Source organism: Prevotella sp. BV3P1 (genome assembly GCF_000479005.1).
GTDB lineage: Bacteria > Bacteroidota > Bacteroidia > Bacteroidales > Bacteroidaceae > Prevotella.
This window is the reverse complement of the sequence record NZ_AWXC01000010.1, coordinates 1-19,737: the sequence shown is the minus strand read 5'-3', so window position 1 is coordinate 19,737 and position 19,737 is coordinate 1. Positions and strand designations below refer to the sequence as shown.

Genomic DNA, 19,737 nt, shown 5'->3' with positions numbered 1-19,737 from the left:
CTGGTTGTGATTTATTCATGCCCTTAGATTCGCTTGTATCGATACGTCATCCCCTTATCAGGTGGTTATGGCGGCAGGGTTCCACCTCTTCCCATTCCGAACAGAGAAGTTAAGCCTGCTTGCGCCGATGGTACTGCAATGCAATGCGGGAGAGTAGGTAGCCGCCTTTTTTCAAACAGAAGCCTTCAGGACTAAATTGTCTTGGAGGCTTTTTTATTTATTTGGCCAATTAGGATAATTATCGTAGGTCTGTGTACCTACGGGGATGGGCAGAATCGTTTATGGCTCAGTAGAAATTTCCTGGGGAATAATTTGTGGGTCTTCAGGTATTTGTAGTGATAGTGTTTAATATTTGATTATAACATTTAGACGTAATGGTCATTTGGTAGGCTGAAAAAGCTCCAGATGTTTGTAATGGACAAATGGTAGGCTGGCAATTTCCAGTCAACTTTGTTATATTCAGAAATCCATCAATAAACTTCTTTTTGTTGGTACCGCTTAATCCGTTATGGTTCAGTAAAGCTCTTTTAAGTTGTGAGTTGTAGCCTTCCAACATATTGGTTGTATTCGGTATGTTTACCTCCGTATGTTCTTCATATGTAAAAGAGCCACTTGAGATGTGTTCTTAAAGACCTCTTGGCAGTCCTAAGTCGTCTGTGTGTATAGGTGGTCTTGCCTGAAATAAGAGTCGTTCTTTCATTCAGAAAATCCTCCCACCGGGCACACCATTTACCAAATTCCATTAAGAACTGCTCCTTTCCGATGGTAAACATCTTCCTTGCCAATGCCAGCAACTCTATGCTTGCCGGCAAATGAGAGTTGTTTGTCAGAAGCCTTCTGATGATTTGCAATTGATGAAACTGGCACATTTGTACCGGGCAGGAGGTTATAGCCTGTAAAAGCCCTGTGTGTCCATCACAGACTACCGACACTATCTTTGTTCCTCCATCTTTTATATCTTCAAGTCCTGAGAGATACTCCTTGTTGGTTTCATTCTTAACAAATTTGCGATAAAGGATCTTTCCCGAAGTTGCATCTTGGAATAACATTACACCAAATGTTCTGGAGAAATATGTTGTATCAATTATGATAGTTGCTTCCTTAGGAAGGGAAGGGATAAAACTCTCTGCTACCAACTTCAGTTTCTGCGTATTGTTCTCTCCGAACATTTATGCATAACTGACAGTTCTTTGATGGTTCGTTTCTCTGTCAGATAGCTTTGCCATAATGTTGTACTGTCAATGCGGCGACCGCCTTGAAATTGCTTCTTGCAATCACCGCAAAAATACATTTGCATCCCCCGACGATGACCGTTCTTTTTAACATTTGAGCTGCCACAGAATACACATGTTTTTTATTCATAGGTTTTCAAATGGCACAAAGGTAATAAATAAAGGACGTCTGGAGCTTTTCAGCCTACCAAATGTCCATTACGCCTCCAATTATAAGATAGAAGTGATGAAATTCGACGGTTAGCTGAGAATAACTTGCTACACATAGTGAGATATGAAGCCACGAATTCACTGTATACCGAATGATAAGTACGGTGTTTGGAGAGCTTTGTAGACACGAAAGTAGGAGGCAAACACCATAGATAAGTGATTACCTCCTACTTGATACACTTTATACAATCCTGCTCCTCATGGAGTTGCTCCTCTGCGGATCTCCACTATGTTTCAGATTTCATGGGTAAAGGTATAAAATCCTTAAATATTCCGAATGAAACCAGCCGGCAATTTGAGCCAGACGCCAAAAATTAAACTGATTAATATCCTGGATTTTGCTGATTTGCTATAACATTGTTTCCTTGCATCTCTGCTAATGGGATAGGCATTATTCGCCGAATGTTGTCCACATCCAGCGTTTTATTAATCATTGGTTTATATATTGGTAGATGGAATCTACGTAAATCAAAGAATCGATGACCTTCAAAACACAATTCTCTTCTTCTTTCTAAGAGTATCTCTTGTAAAATTTCTTCTTTCGTTAAGTAATTTTTATCCGACCAGTCTTTTATGCGAGCACGTCGCAGTTTGTTCAGTAGGCTATTGGCCTCTGTGATGTTCGAATTAGCTTTACATTCAGCCATAATGAGAAGCATCTCTGATGATCGTATCATTTTTTGGTTGGACAAGCCTACATTTTCTTTTGTGCCTTTGTATTTATTGACTCGTTTCACAGGAACATTGTCACGATCAACGCCGTCACCAATAAAGGTCTGAAGACGTACGTCTTTTTCATCATAACTTTTAATAAGTTCTGTTGATGGTTCGAAAGAGCTACTATTATCAGCACTCCAAAACAAAGTCCCTATCGTTTCTTCACCAGGCAGTCGCGTAAGTTCAAATATAATTTCTTCTTTAGTCTCATCAGACCAAATTTTTGGGTATTTCTGGATGCCAACTATAGGCTTTTGTTTAAGAACTTCGGCTGCATATTGATAAGCCAGGTTATAGTTGCGGGCGTATAAATTGATACGAGCTAAGAGTGCTTTGGCTGCTAACTGAGACGCATAACAAGGAGTTTCTGGTACAACCTGAGATAATAAGGGGATGGCTGTTTCCAGATCTTTAACCATTTCTTGATAACACTCTGCGACAGTGTTACGGCCGAGTGTTTCAAGAACAACTTTTTGCTTAGAGTACGGTATGCCAAGATTTTCTTTTTTATCAAAATCTGCGAAAAATCGTAATAAGTCAAAGGAGGTATATGCTCTAATAAATAGAGCTGTCCCAATGCAATTTTGTTTAATTTTCTCTTCAACTTGATTGTTTGCCTGTACTGTTTTTGCACCTTCAAGTACACGATTCGCCATATTAATGACACCATAATAAGAAGACCATAGGTTATTGTGGTCACCTGTAGCAGCACTATAAGTCCATTGATAAGAGTCGTCACCAGCGCCACCATTTTGTCCGCCTTTGTAAACATCGTCTGATAGTATCGCACTAACATTGAGAGTTGTTCTTAAAGACATTTTTGCATAAATTCCAGTGGTAGCCTGTTCAAGTGTAAATACAGAGCTAAATATCTCATGATCGCCAACTTTGTCTGTTGGTTTCAAGTCCGTGTAGGAACATGACATCATTCCAATCAACATTCCTACTATAATTAAATAATGATAAATATATTTCATTTGAATATGTATTTTAGAAGTTAAGATTTAAACCAAAAGTGACATTAATAGGTAATGGATAGGTCATGTAATCAGTATCACCAGTTACTTCAGGATCTTGTCCACGATAGGAAGTAAATGTTGCTAAATTTTCTCCTTGCAGATACACTGTCATTGATTTTATAAACTTCATCTTGTTCATCAGTATACGAGAAGGTGTGTAGGCAAGTCGCAACATTTTAAATTTCAGAAAGGAAGCATCTTCTAAGAATTGTGAAGCCCAAGGACTTGGATTATTTTTGGCATCGAATCTGGGGACGTTAGTAATATCATCTGGCTTTTTCCACATATCAAGCATATAAGCTGGCTTATTTCCATTGAAATTGTGGTTATCCAAGTACCAACGACTTGAATTCATGATGTAGTAATTGAGTGCATAAGTAAATTGTGCTGTCAATGATAATCCTTTATAGGATAAACTTGTGTTAAAACCTCCGAACCATGGTACTTCTGAAGATTTAAATTTGTCTACAGCAGGTGCTGCTGAAATATCTTCTGTTTTTCCTCCTTTTTGATCGTAGAACCACACTTCACCCGTTTTGGGATTTACGCCAGCCCACTCAACCATACACCAGGTTCCTAATGGCTTACCAATCTCATAAAGAACATCTCCATCAATAAATTTGTTGTCTTTATTTGCCCAAGTTCCTAAATCTGTAATTTTATTTTTATTATAGGTGATATTCGCATTAACACTCCATTCAAAATCTTTGGTTCTTACGGGTACCCCATTCATTGCAAATTCTACACCTTGGTTTAAGATTGAACCTGCATTTGTCTGAATTTGAGTAGATCCTGACAACTGTGAAATCTTCTTCCACATTAATAAATCTTTGGTTGATTTATGGTAAAAATCAATGGTTCCATTTATCCGATTACTAAACATTCGAAAATCTAACCCCAAATCAAATTGTGCAGATGTTTCCCATTTCAATTCTGGATTGCCCAATTCATTATTGGTATAACCTGGCTTTCCATTATAACTTACTTTATTGTACCCATCAAACGAGCTAAAGTCAGCAATACCATCCTGATTACCTGTTGTTCCGTAACTTGTACGTAACTTTAGTTGATTCAGAAATTGATAATCTTCAGCAAATTTCTCGTTAGCTATATCCCAAGCAGCTCCCAACGACCAAAATAAGGCTCCTTTATTACTCTTCATAAATTTAGAAGATTCATCATAGCGTAAACTTGCAGAAACATTGTAACGATTATCATAAGTGTAATTCCATTGTGTAAAATAAGAGAGCAAATTGCTGTGTGTTTTATCACCGCCAATTCGAGGAGGGTTTTTTGAGGTTCCTGTTTTATCTCCAATTCCAGCAGGTGTATTAGTCATAAACTCGTCTAAATCGAAACCTTGTTGATGAAATCTGGAGAAAGTGCCATCAAAAAGCTCTATACCAGCAACCCCAGCTACTGAATGAATATCTTGAATTGTTTGGTTAAAATTCAATGTATTTGTCCAAGTGTAGCGTCGGGTGTCAGATGTACTTTGTCTGAGATATCCATTGTTGCTTGCAGCTTTTGGATGTCTTCGATCTAATGAAGTCATTGACTTCCTATTGTAATAATCAATACCGAAATTTGTTTTAAACTGGAGCCAGTCCGTGATTCGAACATTCATGAAAGCAGATCCAAGTAACCGAAGAAGATCTTTCTCTCTGTTAAAATATTTTGTTATTAAAGTAGGATTGTCACCATTAAACCATGTGTCTGGATTTTCGTAAGGATAAGCTAAAAGAGAAGTAAACCATGGATTAGTCCAACCTATTCTTCCATCACCAGTGGATGGATCTGCAAAATGAGAGTCAGTATAGCCTACACTTGAATTGATGCCGAAATCTATGATTTTATTGACTTGATGATTTATATTAATACGTGCAGAATACCGTTTCAGTTTAGATCCGATGAGAGAACCTTCTTGATCTAAGAGAGAGCCAGAAAGAAAGAATTTCGTTTTTTCTGTTCCACCAGATAAGGTTAGGCTATGATCTATTTGTAAGCCTGTATGTGTCATTTCATCTATAAAGTCAGTATCTGTAGACCGTGCTGTAGCCAGTCTTTCTGCGCCTGCATTGAATTCTGCAAGTTCTTCAGATGTAATAGTACCAGCTGATTTTTTTTGTTCTAATCCCAACAGTCTCATCAACGGGAATGATTTTGAGTTAGGATTTTGAGCAACACAGTAACTTTGATAAAGAATATTCTCAGCCCCAGTCATCATCCTGCTTTTAGGTTTGCGTAGCATAGCAGCTCCTAATTTAAGGTTGTAACTAATTTGAGTCTTACCTTCCATGCCTTTTTTTGTTGTGACAACAATAACACCGTTAGCTCCTCGTGATCCATAAATAGCTGTTGCGGAGGCATCTTTCAATACTTGAATATCAAGAATATCATCACTGTTTAGAGAGGAGAACTGACCAGCTTCAATCATGACACCATCTAAAATATATAATGGTGTATTTGACCCATTAATGGAACCTGTTCCACGAATTCTGATTTTTACATCATCGGTCCCTGGTTGCCCTGAACCAGTAGAAATCATTAATCCGGATATTTTACCTTGCAAACGATCCTCCAATGTAGCAGAAGTTTGTTGGGCTATGCGGTCCCCTTTCACCATATCAATAGATCCTGTAATTTGACCGCGCTTTACAGTATTATATCCTACTACAACTACATCCTGTAAGCTTACTACATCTTCAAAAAGAGTGACCTCAATGTTGTTCTTTCCTGTTACATCTGCTTCTACGGGAGAATATCCCATGTATGAGAATATTAATTTATTTTGTTCAGTATTTATCTTAATACTAAAATGTCCATTAGCATCTGTTACTACTCCGCCATTCCCATCTTTTGGTATTACAGTTGCACCGATAATAGGCTCATGATTTTTATCTTGAACAGTGCCTTGAATTGTTTTAGTATCCGTTTGGCTCCACACCAACTGCTTATGATTTGGCAATGATGATAATGCTGCCCCAGCGAATACTGAAGCAGAGTATAGTGGAAAGATTCCTGCTATACATACGCCACGTGCAGCATTCCTAGCTTGTAATAAAAAGGTTAAAAACTTACACATAATATTAAATTGTTATAGTTGAAATAAAATTAATAGATTAGAGATATGTAGACAAAGATATATTATTTTTTTTCATAATTACCCAGCGAAATGAGCTCAAGCAAATAATATTATCAATAATTAACATATTTTAGATGTAGTTCGTAACATAATAACCACAGTGTGGCAGCGCACCGGTTGACCCAATTCTTAGTCTATGCAATAATAGCTCGGTTTGTCCGTTGTAACAATATGCAATGGCATTGGCTTGAACTTTGTGTTAGGCTATGTTAGATTCGTAAATCAGAAATCATCATGAAGCGTAGTTTACCCTTTTTCTTTTCGTTGTTGATGGCATTACCCATGGTTGATAAGTTTATGTTGGCACAAGTAATGCTTGTCTAATCCGCACAAAATGATTATCTTTGTACTCGTTGGTTGACTCAGGGCGCATCTGCCTGTCTTATAGGTTTCTGCAGGGAAGATTGAGATACTGTAACATCCGTGCATGTCGTGACTTTTGCCGTCATCTGGGCGAAGCGGCTTTGTCGTTGCCTTGCACCGTTTCGCATCATCACGTTGTTGTTTGACAGGGTGAAGCCCGTTCGTATTCTCTTTCTGCATTTAGAGCGGTTCTATAAATTAGCTTTGACAGGTTGTGAGACTATTTTTGAGGTAATTTTGTTTGTGAGTGAAGAAGTATGGCGACCTATGCGACTGAACGAACAAGCAAATTGAACCAAAAAGAACCCACAAGATGACAAAACGTAAAAAGACTGACATAAAACAAACTTTACGGTGGTAATTTATAGAACCGCCCTTTAATAAATTGTCGAATTAATTCATCCATCAAGTATGATACCACAAATACTTATTGTAGAAGATGAACAAAGAGTTGCAGATTTGCTGAAGGTGGGTATAGAGGAACACGGCTACGAGGTAATGGTGGCCTATGACGGAATGATGGGCTTGCAGCTCTTCAATAAGTATGACTTCAAATTGATAATATCCGACATCATCCTGCCAAAACTTGATGGATTTGATTTATGCAAGGAGATACGGATGAAAAATAAGCATGTTCCTATTCTCATGCTGACCGCTTTGGGTACTACTGATGATAAATTAGAGGGATTTGACGTGGGTGCGGATGATTACATGGTAAAACCTTTCGACTTGCGTGAACTGGTGGCGCGCATGAAGGTATTGTTGAAGCGCAACAGCAGCCAGATAGACGAAAGTGAGGGGAATGCGGTTGACATCGTTTATGCTGACTTACAAATAAACCCTAATCTGCATGAATGTAAACGAGGTGGTGTCGCCATTAAACTAACGCCTAAGGAATATAACTTATTGAAATATATGATGCTGCATGCCGATAGAATTATCCCAAGAACAGAAATTGCGGAAAAGGTTTGGGGCACTCATTTTGACACCGGCACGAACTTCATAGATGTGTACATCAATTATCTAAGAAAAAAAATAGACCGGAGTTTTCCCGTAAAGCTCATACATACCAAGCCTGGCATAGGTTTTGTGCTGACAGATAAGCATGTTTTATGAAAATACGTACTGCTCTAACTTTAAAATATACAGCTATAACGGCAACCGTATTCTTGTTGTGCTTGACCATGGTCTATCTCTTGAGTGAACAAGCGCGTAGCGAGACTTTCTTCAGGCAGTTGCGGAGTGAGGCTGTAACCAAGGCGCATTTGTTCTTGGCGGGGCAGACTGATGCCCGAACCATGCAATCTATTTACCTTAATAACCGTAAGTTTATTGATGAAGTAGAGGTGGCGGTATATACTCCGAAGTTCAAGATGCTTTACCACGATGCCATACAAAGCGACATTGTTAAAGAGACACCTGGCATGATACGGGCCATTTTGCGTCAGAAGCAAATAGCCTTTTACGAGGGCGCTTATCAGAGTATTGGCATGATATATCGCTTCAAGGGAAAGCCATACGTCATTACTGCCGCCGCCTACGATGGTTATGGATACGCCAACTTGGTTGAGTTGCGCAAAACGCTCTTCCTGTTGTTTCTCATAGGGTTGAGCCTGCTCTTTGTGGTGAGTTATCTTCTTGCCCGTTTATCGTTGAATCCCATACGTAGAATCGTAGAAGAAGTTGAGAACATTACAGCCAAACATATAGACCGCCGTTTGTTTGTGAAATGTGCAAACGATGAGTTGGGAGAACTGGCCATTGCGTTTAATGCCTTGCTCGAACGACTGGAAAAGTCGTTTGAAGCACAAAAAATGTTTGTCAGCAATGTAGCCCACGAGCTTCGTAATCCATTGGCAGCCATAACCACTGAGCTGGACGTGGCTTTACAAAAACGCAGAACTGAGCTGCAGTATGTAGACGCAATGCAAAATGTTTTGCACGACGCCAAGCGCATGAGCCGGTTGATTGATGGATTGCTCAATTTGGCAAAGGCTGACTATCAGCGTGAGCAAATCAGCATGAAAGAGGTTAGGCTTGATGAAATTCTACTTGATGTAAGAACACTCATACTCCGTAGTCATCCCGATTATAGCATAGAACTGATATTTGATGAAGAAGACAGCGACGATGAGCGTTGCGTTACCGTTAACGCCAACCCTTACTTACTTAGTATCGCATTCTCTAATCTCATAGAGAATAATTGCAAATACTCGGATAACAAGCTGTCGTCTGTTCAAATATCCTTTTGGAAAGAATGGTCTATCATTCGACTGTCTGACAGTGGAAAAGGTATGACCGACATTGACAAGAGAAATTTGTTTAACCTGTTTTATCGCGGGGAGGATGAGAAAATAGTGGAAGGACACGGCATTGGCATGGCTCTTACGCAAAAGATTATATTGCTACACGGGGGCGAGATAGCAGTTCACTCACAGCGAGGCTCTGGCACCACCTTCATAGTAAAACTTTTGCACGTTTAAGGGTGGTTCTATAAATTAGCTTTGTAAAGCTAATTTATAGAACCACCTTCTAATTAAATTTTAATTTTTTTCTAATAGTTCTCTAATACCCCATATGTAAAAGTAAGACTACTTTTGCATTGCAAATGAGCAAACGGAGTATAAACCCACTAAAACGTTAATAATATGTGGAAGAGAACAAAACGTGTTCACGTTTCTTTCAACGCGGCCAAGGTGTTTCAGGTTGCGCGGCAGCCGGTAGATGCCGTGTTCCATTATCTTAACACCACGACACATGGATTGCGACAGGAAGAAGCGGAGAAACGGCAGTCTGTATATGGAAAGAATGAGGTGATACATGAACAGAAAAAGAATCCTCTCGTCACTTTCGTCAAGGCTTTTATCAACCCCTTTGTAGGCGTACTTACGGTACTGATAGCCATATCGTTCGTGCTGGACGTACTCACGGCGCCACATGGCAAGCAGGACTGGACATCCATCATTATCGTCTCAACCATGATTGTGCTAAGCGCCATCTTGCGCTTTTGGCAAGAGTGGAAGGCCAACCAATCGAGTGAGGCACTTCAAAAGCTGGTCACCAACACTTGTTACGTGCAGCGGTTGAATGACACTGGTGAGATTGCCATAGAAGACTTGGTGCCAGGCGATGTCGTGATGTTGGCGGCGGGCGACATGATACCGGCGGATATGCGTATTGTAGAGGCTAAAGATTTGTTTGTAAGTCAATCTACGTTGACGGGCGAATCAGATGCCGTGGAAAAGTTTTGCTCCATACAAGAAGAAAACAATCATTCTGGAAGCGAGATAGAACTTGAGGATATTTGCTATATGGGCTCTAACGTGCTGAGCGGTTCCGCCAAGGGTATCGTGTTCGCAACAGGAAACGATACCTATATAGGGACTATTGCGAAGAACGTTGTAAAGCATAGGGCAACAACAGCTTTTGACAGAGGTATCACGAAAGTGAGTATGTTGCTCATACGTTTCATGCTCTTTATGGTGCCTTTCGTGTTTTTGGTCAATGGTGCCACAAAGGGCGACTGGCTGCAAGCTTTCATCTTTGCCATCTCGGTTGCGGTAGGACTTACGCCAGAGATGTTACCCATGATAGTGAGCGCCAACCTATCCAAAGGGGCATTAAAAATGTCTCGCAAAAAGACGATTGTCAAAGATTTGAACGCCATTCAGAACTTTGGCGCCATGAATGTGCTTTGCACTGACAAGACGGGCACGCTGACGCAAGACCATATCGTGTTGGAACAACATATAAACGCCGACGGAACGGAGGATGTGAATAACAGAATTTTGCGGCACGCATATTTCAACAGCTATTTCCAGACGGGTCTTAAGAACCTCATGGATTGTGCCATCCTCTCACATGTAAAAGAGTTGCAGCTTGAATCGTTGAGCGACAATTATCACAAAGTGGACGAGATACCGTTCGACTTCGTGCGCAGGCGGATGTCGGTCGTGGTAGAGGATAACAAAGGAAAACGGCAAATCATCACCAAGGGTGCCGTGGAGGAAATGCTTTCCATTTGCTCGTATGCGGAAACGGATGGAGAAGTGAAACCTCTCACTGACAGCCTAAAGCAACGAGCCATGCGGATAGTGGAAGACATGAACAACAAAGGCATGCGTGTGTTAGCGTTGGCTCGTAAGACCTTTTTGGATAAGGAAAATAACTTTGAGGTTGAAGACGAGTGCGAGATGGTTCTCATCGGGTATCTTGCTTTTCTTGATCCGCCAAAGGAGTCTGCCGCACAAGCCATTTGCGAACTTCATTCGCATGGAATAGAAATAAAGGTGTTGTCTGGAGATAATGACGCGGTGGTGAGAACTATCTCGAGACAAGTAGGTATCGACTCTACCATTATGTACACGGGAGGAGAGTTGAGAGAAATGACTGACGAGGAGAAAAACGAGGCCGTGCAGAGGGGTACGCTCTTCGCTAAACTTACGCCCATGCAGAAAGTGGAAATCATACAAATTTTGCAGAAACAAAACAATACGGTAGGTTTCCTTGGCGATGGCATCAATGATGCCGCAGCATTGAGAGAGTCGGATGTAGGCATTTCGGTAGACTCGGCTGTTGACATAGCAAAAGAAAGTGCCGACATCATCTTACTTGAGAAAGACTTAATGGTTCTTGAGGATGGAGTGATAGAGGGAAGAAAAACTTTCGGAAACATCATCAAATACGTCAAGATGACAGCCAGTTCCAACTTTGGCAATATGTTCAGTGTCATGGTGGCAAGTGCTTTCCTCCCCTTCTTGCCCATGTTGCCGATACATCTGCTGATACAAAATTTGCTGTACGACATTTCTCAGACTACCATTCCTTTTGACCGTATGGACAAAGACTATTTGAGCAAGCCGCGAGTGTGGGATTCTTCAGACCTCAGTCATTTCATGATACTGATAGGTCCTATCAGCTCTGTGTTCGACATCGCGACCTATGCCCTTATGTGGTGGATGTTTGATTGCAATCGTGTGGGCATGGCATCATTGTTTCAGTCGGGCTGGTTCGTGGAAGGTCTGCTTTCGCAAACACTCATTGTTCACATGATACGCACGCGCAAAATTCCTTTTGTGCAAAGCACTGCATCGTGGCCAGTACTCTTCATGACTTTCACCATCATGGTTCTTGGTATCTGTATGCCTTTCACCAACTTGGGTGCTTCGATAGGTTTCACACCGTTGCCTTGGAATTATTTTCCCTGGCTGTTGGTTATTTTGTTCTGTTATTGTTTACTTACACAAGGTGTCAAGGTTTTATATATACGCAAATACAAAAGGTGGTTATGAAAAAGAAAATGTTATTGCTTGTGATGGGCTGTGCCGTTCATTATATGGGGCTTGCGCAAAAGGTATCAGGGCAATATACTACCGAGTGGCAATGTACAAAGAGCGGCAAAAGCAATCTTGTAAGTTTGCTCAGACTGCAGGCAAGCATACCCACGGGGCGGCATTCATCCTTCGGTCTTGCGACTATTCATATAGTGAGAGCGCATGGAAACATCGTTAATGATTATCAAACGTTTTCTAACATAGAAGAAGAAAATTGTTTGGCGGCCATCGCACTGTTGGGGTACACTAAAGAATGGGAGCATTGCAAACTGTTTGCTGGCGTGCGAAATGTGAACGAGGATTTCTTCACCTCTGCCTGTACATCGCTTTTCACAAACAGCTCGTGTGGAATCTTTCCCACATTGTCCGCAAGCTATCCCATCGCCAACTATCCTATGAGTGGGCTTGCGCTCTTTTTTGAGGTTCATAAGGGAGCGTATAGGTTTAGAAATGCGTTATACAACGGAAGAGGGTATAATGGTTGGACGCGCGACAATCTGCCGTTTACGCTCAATCCTAAAAATGACGGCGTTTTTGACGTGGCAGAGTTCAAGTACAGCATTCATCACTCGTCCTATTTCGTGGGTGCGGCTTATCACTCTGCCTCGCGCGTCGCCAATATGAAGTATGGAAGCATGGCTGAGTGTCGCCAAAAGGCGAGCGCGGTTTGGTGGATATATGCCGAACAGAATGTTGGAACCTGTCATGACGGAAGTCTTAACCTCATGGCGCAATATTCAGAGAACACCGACGTCAACGCGGGCTGTCATCGGTATGCCGAAATAGGATGCGTGTATAACAAAAGGAAGATGAACGCTGGACTTTCCTTACAGTATGCTCATTTCAAGCAGGGAGAAGAAGGGTCGGTAGAGCTGACGTGTCAAAAACAGATAAGCAAGTCTGCGAGTGTACAGCCAGTGTTGCAATACATTAAAAACAACCAAGGCGACTTTGCTGTCGCAATGTGTCGGATGTATTGTCACTTCTAGGGGCGGATCTATAAATTAGCTTTGACTGATTGTGAAACTATTTTTGAGATCAATATGTTTGTGAGTGAAGGAGTATAGCGAGCTATACGACTGAACGAACAAGCAAATTGAACCAAAAACGGAGCAAGTCGAATACAATCAAACTTGTTTGAATTGTTGAGGCGCAGCCTGTTTTATATAAAAAGAGTCCACAAGATGACAAAACGTAAAAAGACTTACATAAGAAAAACTTTACGGTGGTAATTTATAGAACCACCCTTAAAAGTAGTGTGGTGCTTGAACGGCATGCTCGCAGGCTTACAAACAATTCCCGGGCAATACAATATTTGACGGAATCATCCGTTGAAACAATGAAACGATATGTAATGGCATTTTATGTAGAACCGCTCTTTTCTTATTTGTTCATTCATTTTAAACAATAATTATCTGTCACATGAAAAAATTATTACTTCTTCTGGTGTTCCCATTAATCACACTGGGAATCAATGCGAAACAGTATAAACTGGTTTCGCCCAATGGTAAACTTACCGTTACAGTGAATAACGACAAGAACCTTACCTACTTATTATCGCTCGAAGGACAACAACTCATCGCTCCTTCACAGATAGCCTTGACCCTTGATCAAGGAAAATCGTTTGGCGAAAATGCTATCGTACAGTCTGTAAAGACCACTACGAGCCATGGCACCATCAACGCCTTGTTTTACAAAAAGAAGGTTGTTGAGGATTATTATAACCAATTGGCATTGAAATTCAGACAAGGATTCACATTAATATTTCGTGCATACGATGAGGGTGTAGCCTACAGGTTCGTTTCTGATCGGAAGAAAGAGATTATCGTCAAGGACGAAAAGGCCGAGTTCAACTTTGCCAAGGATTGGTCGTCCCTGGTACCTTATACAAGTCCCAACGGCAGTTTTGAAAACCAATTCAACAATTCTTTTGAGAATACCTATATGCAAGGACACCTCTCTCAACTTAAAACGGATAAGTTAGCGTTCTTGCCTATCTTGGTGGAAGCCGACCATGGGGTGAAAATTTGTTTGACTGAAGCCGATTTGGAGAATTATCCCGGCATGTACGTCAACCGCACGGAGGGTCATGCCCTGCGTGGTGTCTTTGCCAAATACCCCAAAGAAGTTAGGCAAGAAGGCCATAACAAGCTGCAACTTTTTGTGAAAAGTCGCGAAAACTACCTTGTCAAGGCCACCGCGAAACAACAATTTCCATGGCGCGTCATCAATGTGTCTACGGATGATCGCCAACTGCTGGACAATGACATGGTGTATCGCCTGGCCTCCCCTTCACGCATTTCTTCCACAGAGTGGATTAAACCTGGTAAGGTAGCATGGGATTGGTGGAACGACTGGGGACTGTATAAAGTGCCGTTCAAGGCTGGTGTCAACACGCAAACCTACAAGGCTTATATAGATTTTGCCAGCAAGCATGGCATAGAGTATGTGATCTTGGACGAAGGATGGGCCGTCAATCTGCAGGCAGACCTCTTCCAAGTGGTACCCGAAATCGATTTGAAGGGCATTGTTGATTATGCAAAACAAAAGAATGTAGGCATCATCCTGTGGGCAGGCTACTATGCATTTGCACGCGACATGGAGCGAGTTTGCCGCCATTACAGTGACATGGGGGTCAAGGGCTTCAAGATTGATTTCATGGATCGCGACGATGCAGCCTGTGTCAATTTCCTATATGATGCCGCCCGAATGGCTGCGAAATATCGCATGCTGGTGGATTTTCACGGAATCTTCAAACCCACAGGACTGCAAAGAACTTATCCGAACGTCATCAACTTTGAAGGTGTCAAGGGACAAGAGAACACCAAATGGTCGTCCCTTGAATCCTACAATCAAGTGCTATTCGACGTACAAATCCCATTCGTCCGCATGCTGGCCGGGCAGATGGACTACACGCAGGGGGCCATGTTGAACAGTACCAAGGAAACTTTTCATGCCTCTAACAGCAATCCCATGAGTCAGGGAACCCGCTGTCATCAGTTGGCCATGTACACCGTATTCTTCTCTCCGCTCAACATGCTTTGTGACAGTCCTACGCATTACGAAGAAGAACCCGAATGTACAGAATTCATTGCCAAGATTCCTGTGGTATGGGATCAATCTATCGCCTTGACCAGCAAGGTGGGTGAGTATGTGGCCATGGCACGCCGCAGTGGAAATACCTGGTATGTTGGCGTTATCAACAACTGGACGGAACGCGACCTCACAATCGACTTATCTCCGCTGGGTGACATTCCTACCCGTGCGGAAGCTTATTTTGATGGCGCCAATGCCACCAAGTTCGCGCAAGATTATGTGAAGAAAACCATCAGTTTCCCATCCAACAAACAGCTCACCGTGCACCTGGCTCCGGGCGGTGGCTTCACCATGAAAATGAATTAAAGAGAGATCTCTCACAGCGTTCCTTTTCTTGGAGTGTTACCTCTGTTCAGGATAAGAAAACGCAAAAAAAAGTAAAAAAAGAATAAGGTAGTCTCATAAATATTTTGTGCCTTTATAGTTAATAATCAAACAGTTACAAATATACTTATGCAGACTACCGATTACAAAATTACTGAATTATTCTGTGTTATAGATGATTTTTGCAAACATTTTGAAGCTGAAAATGGCGGGAAACTGCTTTTAGGTGACGATACCACGAAGCGTAGAAGGCGGAAGGCTTCCTTGTCCGACAGCGAAAGCATGACTATTTTATTGTATTTCCATTTCGGAACATTTCGTAATTTCAAGCACTATTATCTATTCTTCATCAAGGGGACTTTTAAGACGTACTTCCCTGACGCTGTCTCTTACAACCGTTTTGTTGAACTTGAAAGTAGGGTGTTTTTCCCTCTTATGTTCTTTCTTAATCTGCGTGCGTTTGGAAGATGTACAGGTATTACATTTGTTGACTCAACAATGATTCCTGTATGCCACAATCTTAGACGCTATGCCAACAAGGTGTTTAAAGGCGTTGCAACAAATGGGAAAGGAACAATGGGCTGGTGTCACGGATTCAAGCTTCATCTGGCATGTAATGACAGAGGGGAAATCATAGCTTTCGTTCTTACAGGAGCAAATGTCAGTGACAAAGACACAAAGGTTTTCAAGGTTCTTGCCAAACGTCTGTATGGCAAGATGTTCGCTGACAAAGGATACATATCACAAAAACTTTTTGACTTTCTTTTTGAAGATGGTATTCAGTTGGTGACGGGGCTCAGGGTAAATATGAAAAACAAACTCATGACTTTCTATGATAGAATGATGCTGCGCAAAAGATATATCATAGAAACTATCAATGATCTTCTGAAAAACACTGCCCAAATTGTACATTCACGCCATAGGTCTGTGACAAACTTTATCATGAATCTTGTATCTGCCTTGGGGGCATACTGCTTCTTTGAAAACAAGCCAGAAGCTCTCCAGGGATATTGCATAGAAGACACTAAACAGTTGGCGTTGTTTTAAGTAACATTTTTTATCTAAATCATATCCCATTCATGATAGAGTGGGATGTATTATCGTGCACATGATTCTAACAAGGAATAATGCTCCTAACTTATCAAAATATAGACGGCTTAACCCGAACTGGGGTATATGTTGTTTTCTTTGTAAAAAAGCTCTATAATTGATAAATAAACATTTATTATAGTATATAATTTTCTTTAAAAGTATATGTTAATGAAAGTAGCGTTATACCTAAAAGTAATTAATAGTATTTTAAAGTATTTGTAATTTGCGTGCAAAACGCGATAAAGTTGTTAGTTTTAGTAAAAAACAAAGCTATTTTTGTTTCTTTTCCGTATTATTAGCGTTAGTGTTAATCATTTGTTTTAGGTATTGTTTAGCATTTTATATGATTGTAAATTTGCGTATTATTATAAGGAAAAATAAAAAGGTTTACAAAAGATGAAGAAAAATTTATTCTTGTTAGGTTGTATGACATCACTTGCAATGTTGTCATTTCAGTCGTGTGGTAGTGAAGACGAGTTAGCTCCAAAAATGGTTCTTATGCCATCTTCTGTTAATAATTGTGTAAAGGAAGAGGTGGCTTTACTTAGAAAAATAGCTGCAAAAAATGACATCTCTTCCGATTTTGCTTCTGACAATCCTTCTGAATGGAAGTATGATCATTTGCAGATAGTTTGGGATACTATACCAAAATCAGTAGAGAAAACTTACATAGTAAAGGAGCTAAGAGGTCCTGAGGGGAAGGAGAAAGGTATAAAAGATTTTACTTTAACAGATGATAAGGAGACTTTTAAACATTTAGAGCGTATTGATATTAAGAGCGCTCAATTAGGAAAGTTTGGTGTAGCTAATGTTCCTTTGTTGCGTACTATTATTATAAATGGAAAGAGCTTAGACGCTTCGAATAACGATCTTACTATGGTAGAGATACACGATTTGCCAAAGCTTGATTCTATTCATGTAGAGAATTTTCCAAAGTTAATTAAAAGCAATACAGATGATGTGTTTTACATAAGCTTGTATTATCAATATCCAGAATTATCGTATGTAGGCATTGTTAATACGGGCATAAAGGATCTTAAGGTAGAGCCTAATAAGCCTTTGAAGGGATTGGTGCTATCTGGTAATAAGGATATTGAATCATTAACTTTGGAAGAAACACCACTTAATGATATTACATTTACCAAGGAAACATACCCTAAACTGGAAGTGTTAAACCTAAGAAAACTAAGTGGCGGTAAGTCGAAAGATTTAGTTATAAGTGGTTTAGATAACCTAACTGATGTGAATCTTTTTCATGACAACTGGCTTTCTAAGGCAGAAGTAACCGACTGTAAAAAGTTAAAAGAATTAATGTTAAGCGACTGTAATCTCTCTGAAAGCACTTGTAAATTGAGCGATTTACCTGAACTTACTACTCTTGACATTCAAGGTGATAATTTCTCTGCTCTTAATATAGGTGAGCTTAAAAAGGTTAAGAATTTGGACTTAACGAATAATAAATTTACTACCACTGATAATATTACTTTATCAGCAGCTACAGAAAAGATTCCATTGCAAGGTAATGAAAACTTACAGAAGGTAGATTTGACACCATATAAAAAACTATGGATAGTTAACGTAAATGGTTATAAGCGTGGAAAAGATGTAGCTGACCATAACAATCCTCTTCCTTTTGCTAATATCAATTTAAATGGGCTTACAGATCTTGAGTCGGTTAGAGTGAATAATAACTCTTTGGCTTCTATCTTCGATGGTAACACTGTATACGAAAATTTACAAACTTTAGAGGCAGAATATAATGCTATTAACCCTATTGGTATGGTAAATATAGCTAAGTCTATTAAGAGCTTTAAAGACCTTAGATTAAAGCTTAGTTTCCAAACTTTTGCTGTAGATGTAAAAGATAATAAAACTGTAGATTATAGCATGGTTCATAATTTCTTTACTACTAAGAATAAGGAGTTGGAATTTGAAGTTACACAGGGTGAAGATGAAGATGCAGATGATTGTTATACTTATAATAATGGTATCTTTACCTTTAGCAAAGCTGGTACTTATAAGCTGTCTTCTGAAAGCTTTAATTATATTTTAAACTATTCAGTTAATGAATATAAGTCTAAGCCTTTTACTATAAAAGAGTAAGAACAAAATGACATTATAAGAAGAAAAGAATATTGTTAATATTACTTTCTTTTATTTGCGCCATGACAACGATAAGTGCTAAAGATGGGCTTCTTATCGTTGCGCATGGAGCGCGAATACCTCAATGGAATCAGCCTGCATTAGCATTGGAAGGGGTTACTCGGAATTTGTTAAAGCAGCGAGGAATAACAAGTTTTGCATGTGTAAGGGCAGCATTAATGGAATATAGCCAGCCAAGTGTAGCAAATGTTATTAAAGAAATGGAGGCAGAGGGTGTAGATCGTATCTTTGCAATGCCTGTATTTATAAGCCCGTCATCGCATACAGAGGAGGATTTACCTAATATTTTGGGGCATAAGTATAACCCGGCAACCCTTCACGACCTTATAGAAGAGGGTACTACCCTTGTGAGTTCAAAAGTTCCGGTAGTATTAGGTCCTACACTTATCTATAGCGATGTTATAAGTAATGCTATTATAAGGCAAGTAAAGGCTTTAAGTAAAAATCCTAAAGATGAAGCTCTTATCCTTTTAGCACATGGCGATGAAGGGTATATGGATTTTTGGAATGTATTGATACAACAGACAGATGATGATGTAAAGAAAGCTTTAGGCTTTAGTTATACTTATCATGGTTTTGTGGAGATGGGGCAAGAGTTTGCTAAAAAGATAATACCTACTATATTAGATGCTTCTAAGAAGAAGCGTATCATTTTGCAAGGAATCTATTTAGTATCGGGTATTAAAACGATGGCTCAACGATTTGGTTTGCCACAAGCTATAGCTAAGGCTATTAAGGATAAAGATGTAGAAATAGTATATAGTGAAAAAGGACTTTTGCCTGACGCTAATAATGAGGTAGCCGACTGGATAGTTAAGTGTGCTACTTCTTGGCAGAAGTTAGAAAGAAAGTAAAAAAACGTATATGGCTAGCAAAATATCTTGCGTTTCTTTTCTTAATCCGAAATCTTTTCTTAAATTTGCAGCCAAACCATTCTAAATTCAGAGAGAATTGCTGCCTTTACATCATAGTTCACAACTACATTCCTTATATTATAAAGGTGTATGCACTGCACAGGAAAAAATGAATTTCCCTGTAAGAAT

10 protein-coding genes, 1 rRNA gene and 1 pseudogene are annotated in these 19,737 nt (G+C 40.0%); 9 read left to right on the top strand and 3 right to left on the bottom strand.

Annotation, left to right across the window (positions count from 1 at the left end; genetic code table 11):
• Nucleotides 1–57: 57 nt before the first annotated feature.
• Nucleotides 58–170: ribosomal RNA gene (rrf, locus tag HMPREF1254_RS03235) — 5S ribosomal RNA — on the top strand.
• A gap of 278 nt (nt 171–448) precedes the next feature.
• On the opposite strand, the pseudogene HMPREF1254_RS03230 reads toward rrf, so the two are convergent.
• From HMPREF1254_RS03230 to HMPREF1254_RS03220, 3 genes and pseudogenes are all read right to left on the bottom strand, one after another.
• Nucleotides 449–1,291: pseudogene (locus tag HMPREF1254_RS03230) on the bottom strand (IS256 family transposase, variant Zn-binding type); the annotation flags it as partial.
• A 474-nt stretch (nt 1,292–1,765) separates the two neighbouring features.
• Complete coding sequence (locus tag HMPREF1254_RS03225) at nt 1,766–3,136, bottom strand: RagB/SusD family nutrient uptake outer membrane protein (protein WP_023057211.1); 1,371 nt, start codon at nt 3,134–3,136, stop codon at nt 1,766–1,768.
• 13 nt (nt 3,137–3,149) lie between these two features.
• Nucleotides 3,150–6,263, bottom strand: coding sequence for a SusC/RagA family TonB-linked outer membrane protein (locus tag HMPREF1254_RS03220; RefSeq protein ID WP_023057217.1), 3,114 nt, complete (start codon nt 6,261–6,263; stop codon nt 3,150–3,152).
• Between the two features lie 834 nt (nt 6,264–7,097).
• Between HMPREF1254_RS03220 and HMPREF1254_RS03215 the strand changes: the two genes are divergently transcribed.
• From HMPREF1254_RS03215 to HMPREF1254_RS03180, 8 genes are all read left to right on the top strand, one after another.
• Complete coding sequence (locus HMPREF1254_RS03215) at nt 7,098–7,802, top strand: response regulator transcription factor (protein WP_023057221.1); 705 nt, start codon at nt 7,098–7,100, stop codon at nt 7,800–7,802.
• Nucleotides 7,799–9,169 carry a HAMP domain-containing sensor histidine kinase gene (locus HMPREF1254_RS03210; RefSeq protein ID WP_023057216.1) on the top strand — a complete coding sequence of 457 codons (1,371 nt, stop codon included), beginning with the start codon at nt 7,799–7,801 and terminating at the stop codon, nt 9,167–9,169. The genes HMPREF1254_RS03215 and HMPREF1254_RS03210 overlap by 4 nt, the downstream gene beginning before the upstream one ends.
• Before the next feature lie 165 nt (nt 9,170–9,334).
• Nucleotides 9,335–11,977: a magnesium-translocating P-type ATPase gene (gene mgtA / locus HMPREF1254_RS03205; protein ID WP_023057213.1), complete on the top strand. Its 2,643-nt coding sequence runs from the start codon at nt 9,335–9,337 to the stop codon at nt 11,975–11,977.
• Nucleotides 11,974–13,008 (top strand): hypothetical protein, encoded by a 1,035-nt coding sequence (locus HMPREF1254_RS03200; RefSeq protein ID WP_023057212.1) that lies wholly within the window; start codon nt 11,974–11,976, stop codon nt 13,006–13,008. The genes mgtA and HMPREF1254_RS03200 overlap by 4 nt, the downstream gene beginning before the upstream one ends.
• Before the next feature lie 433 nt (nt 13,009–13,441).
• On the top strand, nt 13,442–15,421 hold the full coding sequence (locus HMPREF1254_RS03195; RefSeq protein WP_023057215.1) for a glycoside hydrolase family 97 protein: 1,980 nt from the start codon (nt 13,442–13,444) through the stop codon (nt 15,419–15,421).
• 147 nt (nt 15,422–15,568) lie between these two features.
• Nucleotides 15,569–16,486, top strand: a complete 918-nt coding sequence (locus tag HMPREF1254_RS03190; RefSeq protein ID WP_023057210.1) for an IS982 family transposase — start codon at nt 15,569–15,571, stop codon at nt 16,484–16,486.
• A 441-nt stretch (nt 16,487–16,927) separates the two neighbouring features.
• On the top strand, nt 16,928–18,634 hold the full coding sequence (locus HMPREF1254_RS03185) for a leucine-rich repeat domain-containing protein (RefSeq protein WP_023057214.1): 1,707 nt from the start codon (nt 16,928–16,930) through the stop codon (nt 18,632–18,634).
• A gap of 62 nt (nt 18,635–18,696) precedes the next feature.
• The gene (locus tag HMPREF1254_RS03180; protein ID WP_051331268.1) at nt 18,697–19,548 is read left to right on the top strand and encodes a sirohydrochlorin chelatase; all 852 of its coding nucleotides are present in this window, start codon (nt 18,697–18,699) and stop codon (nt 19,546–19,548) included.
• The last annotated feature ends 189 nt before the right edge of the window (nt 19,549–19,737 follow it).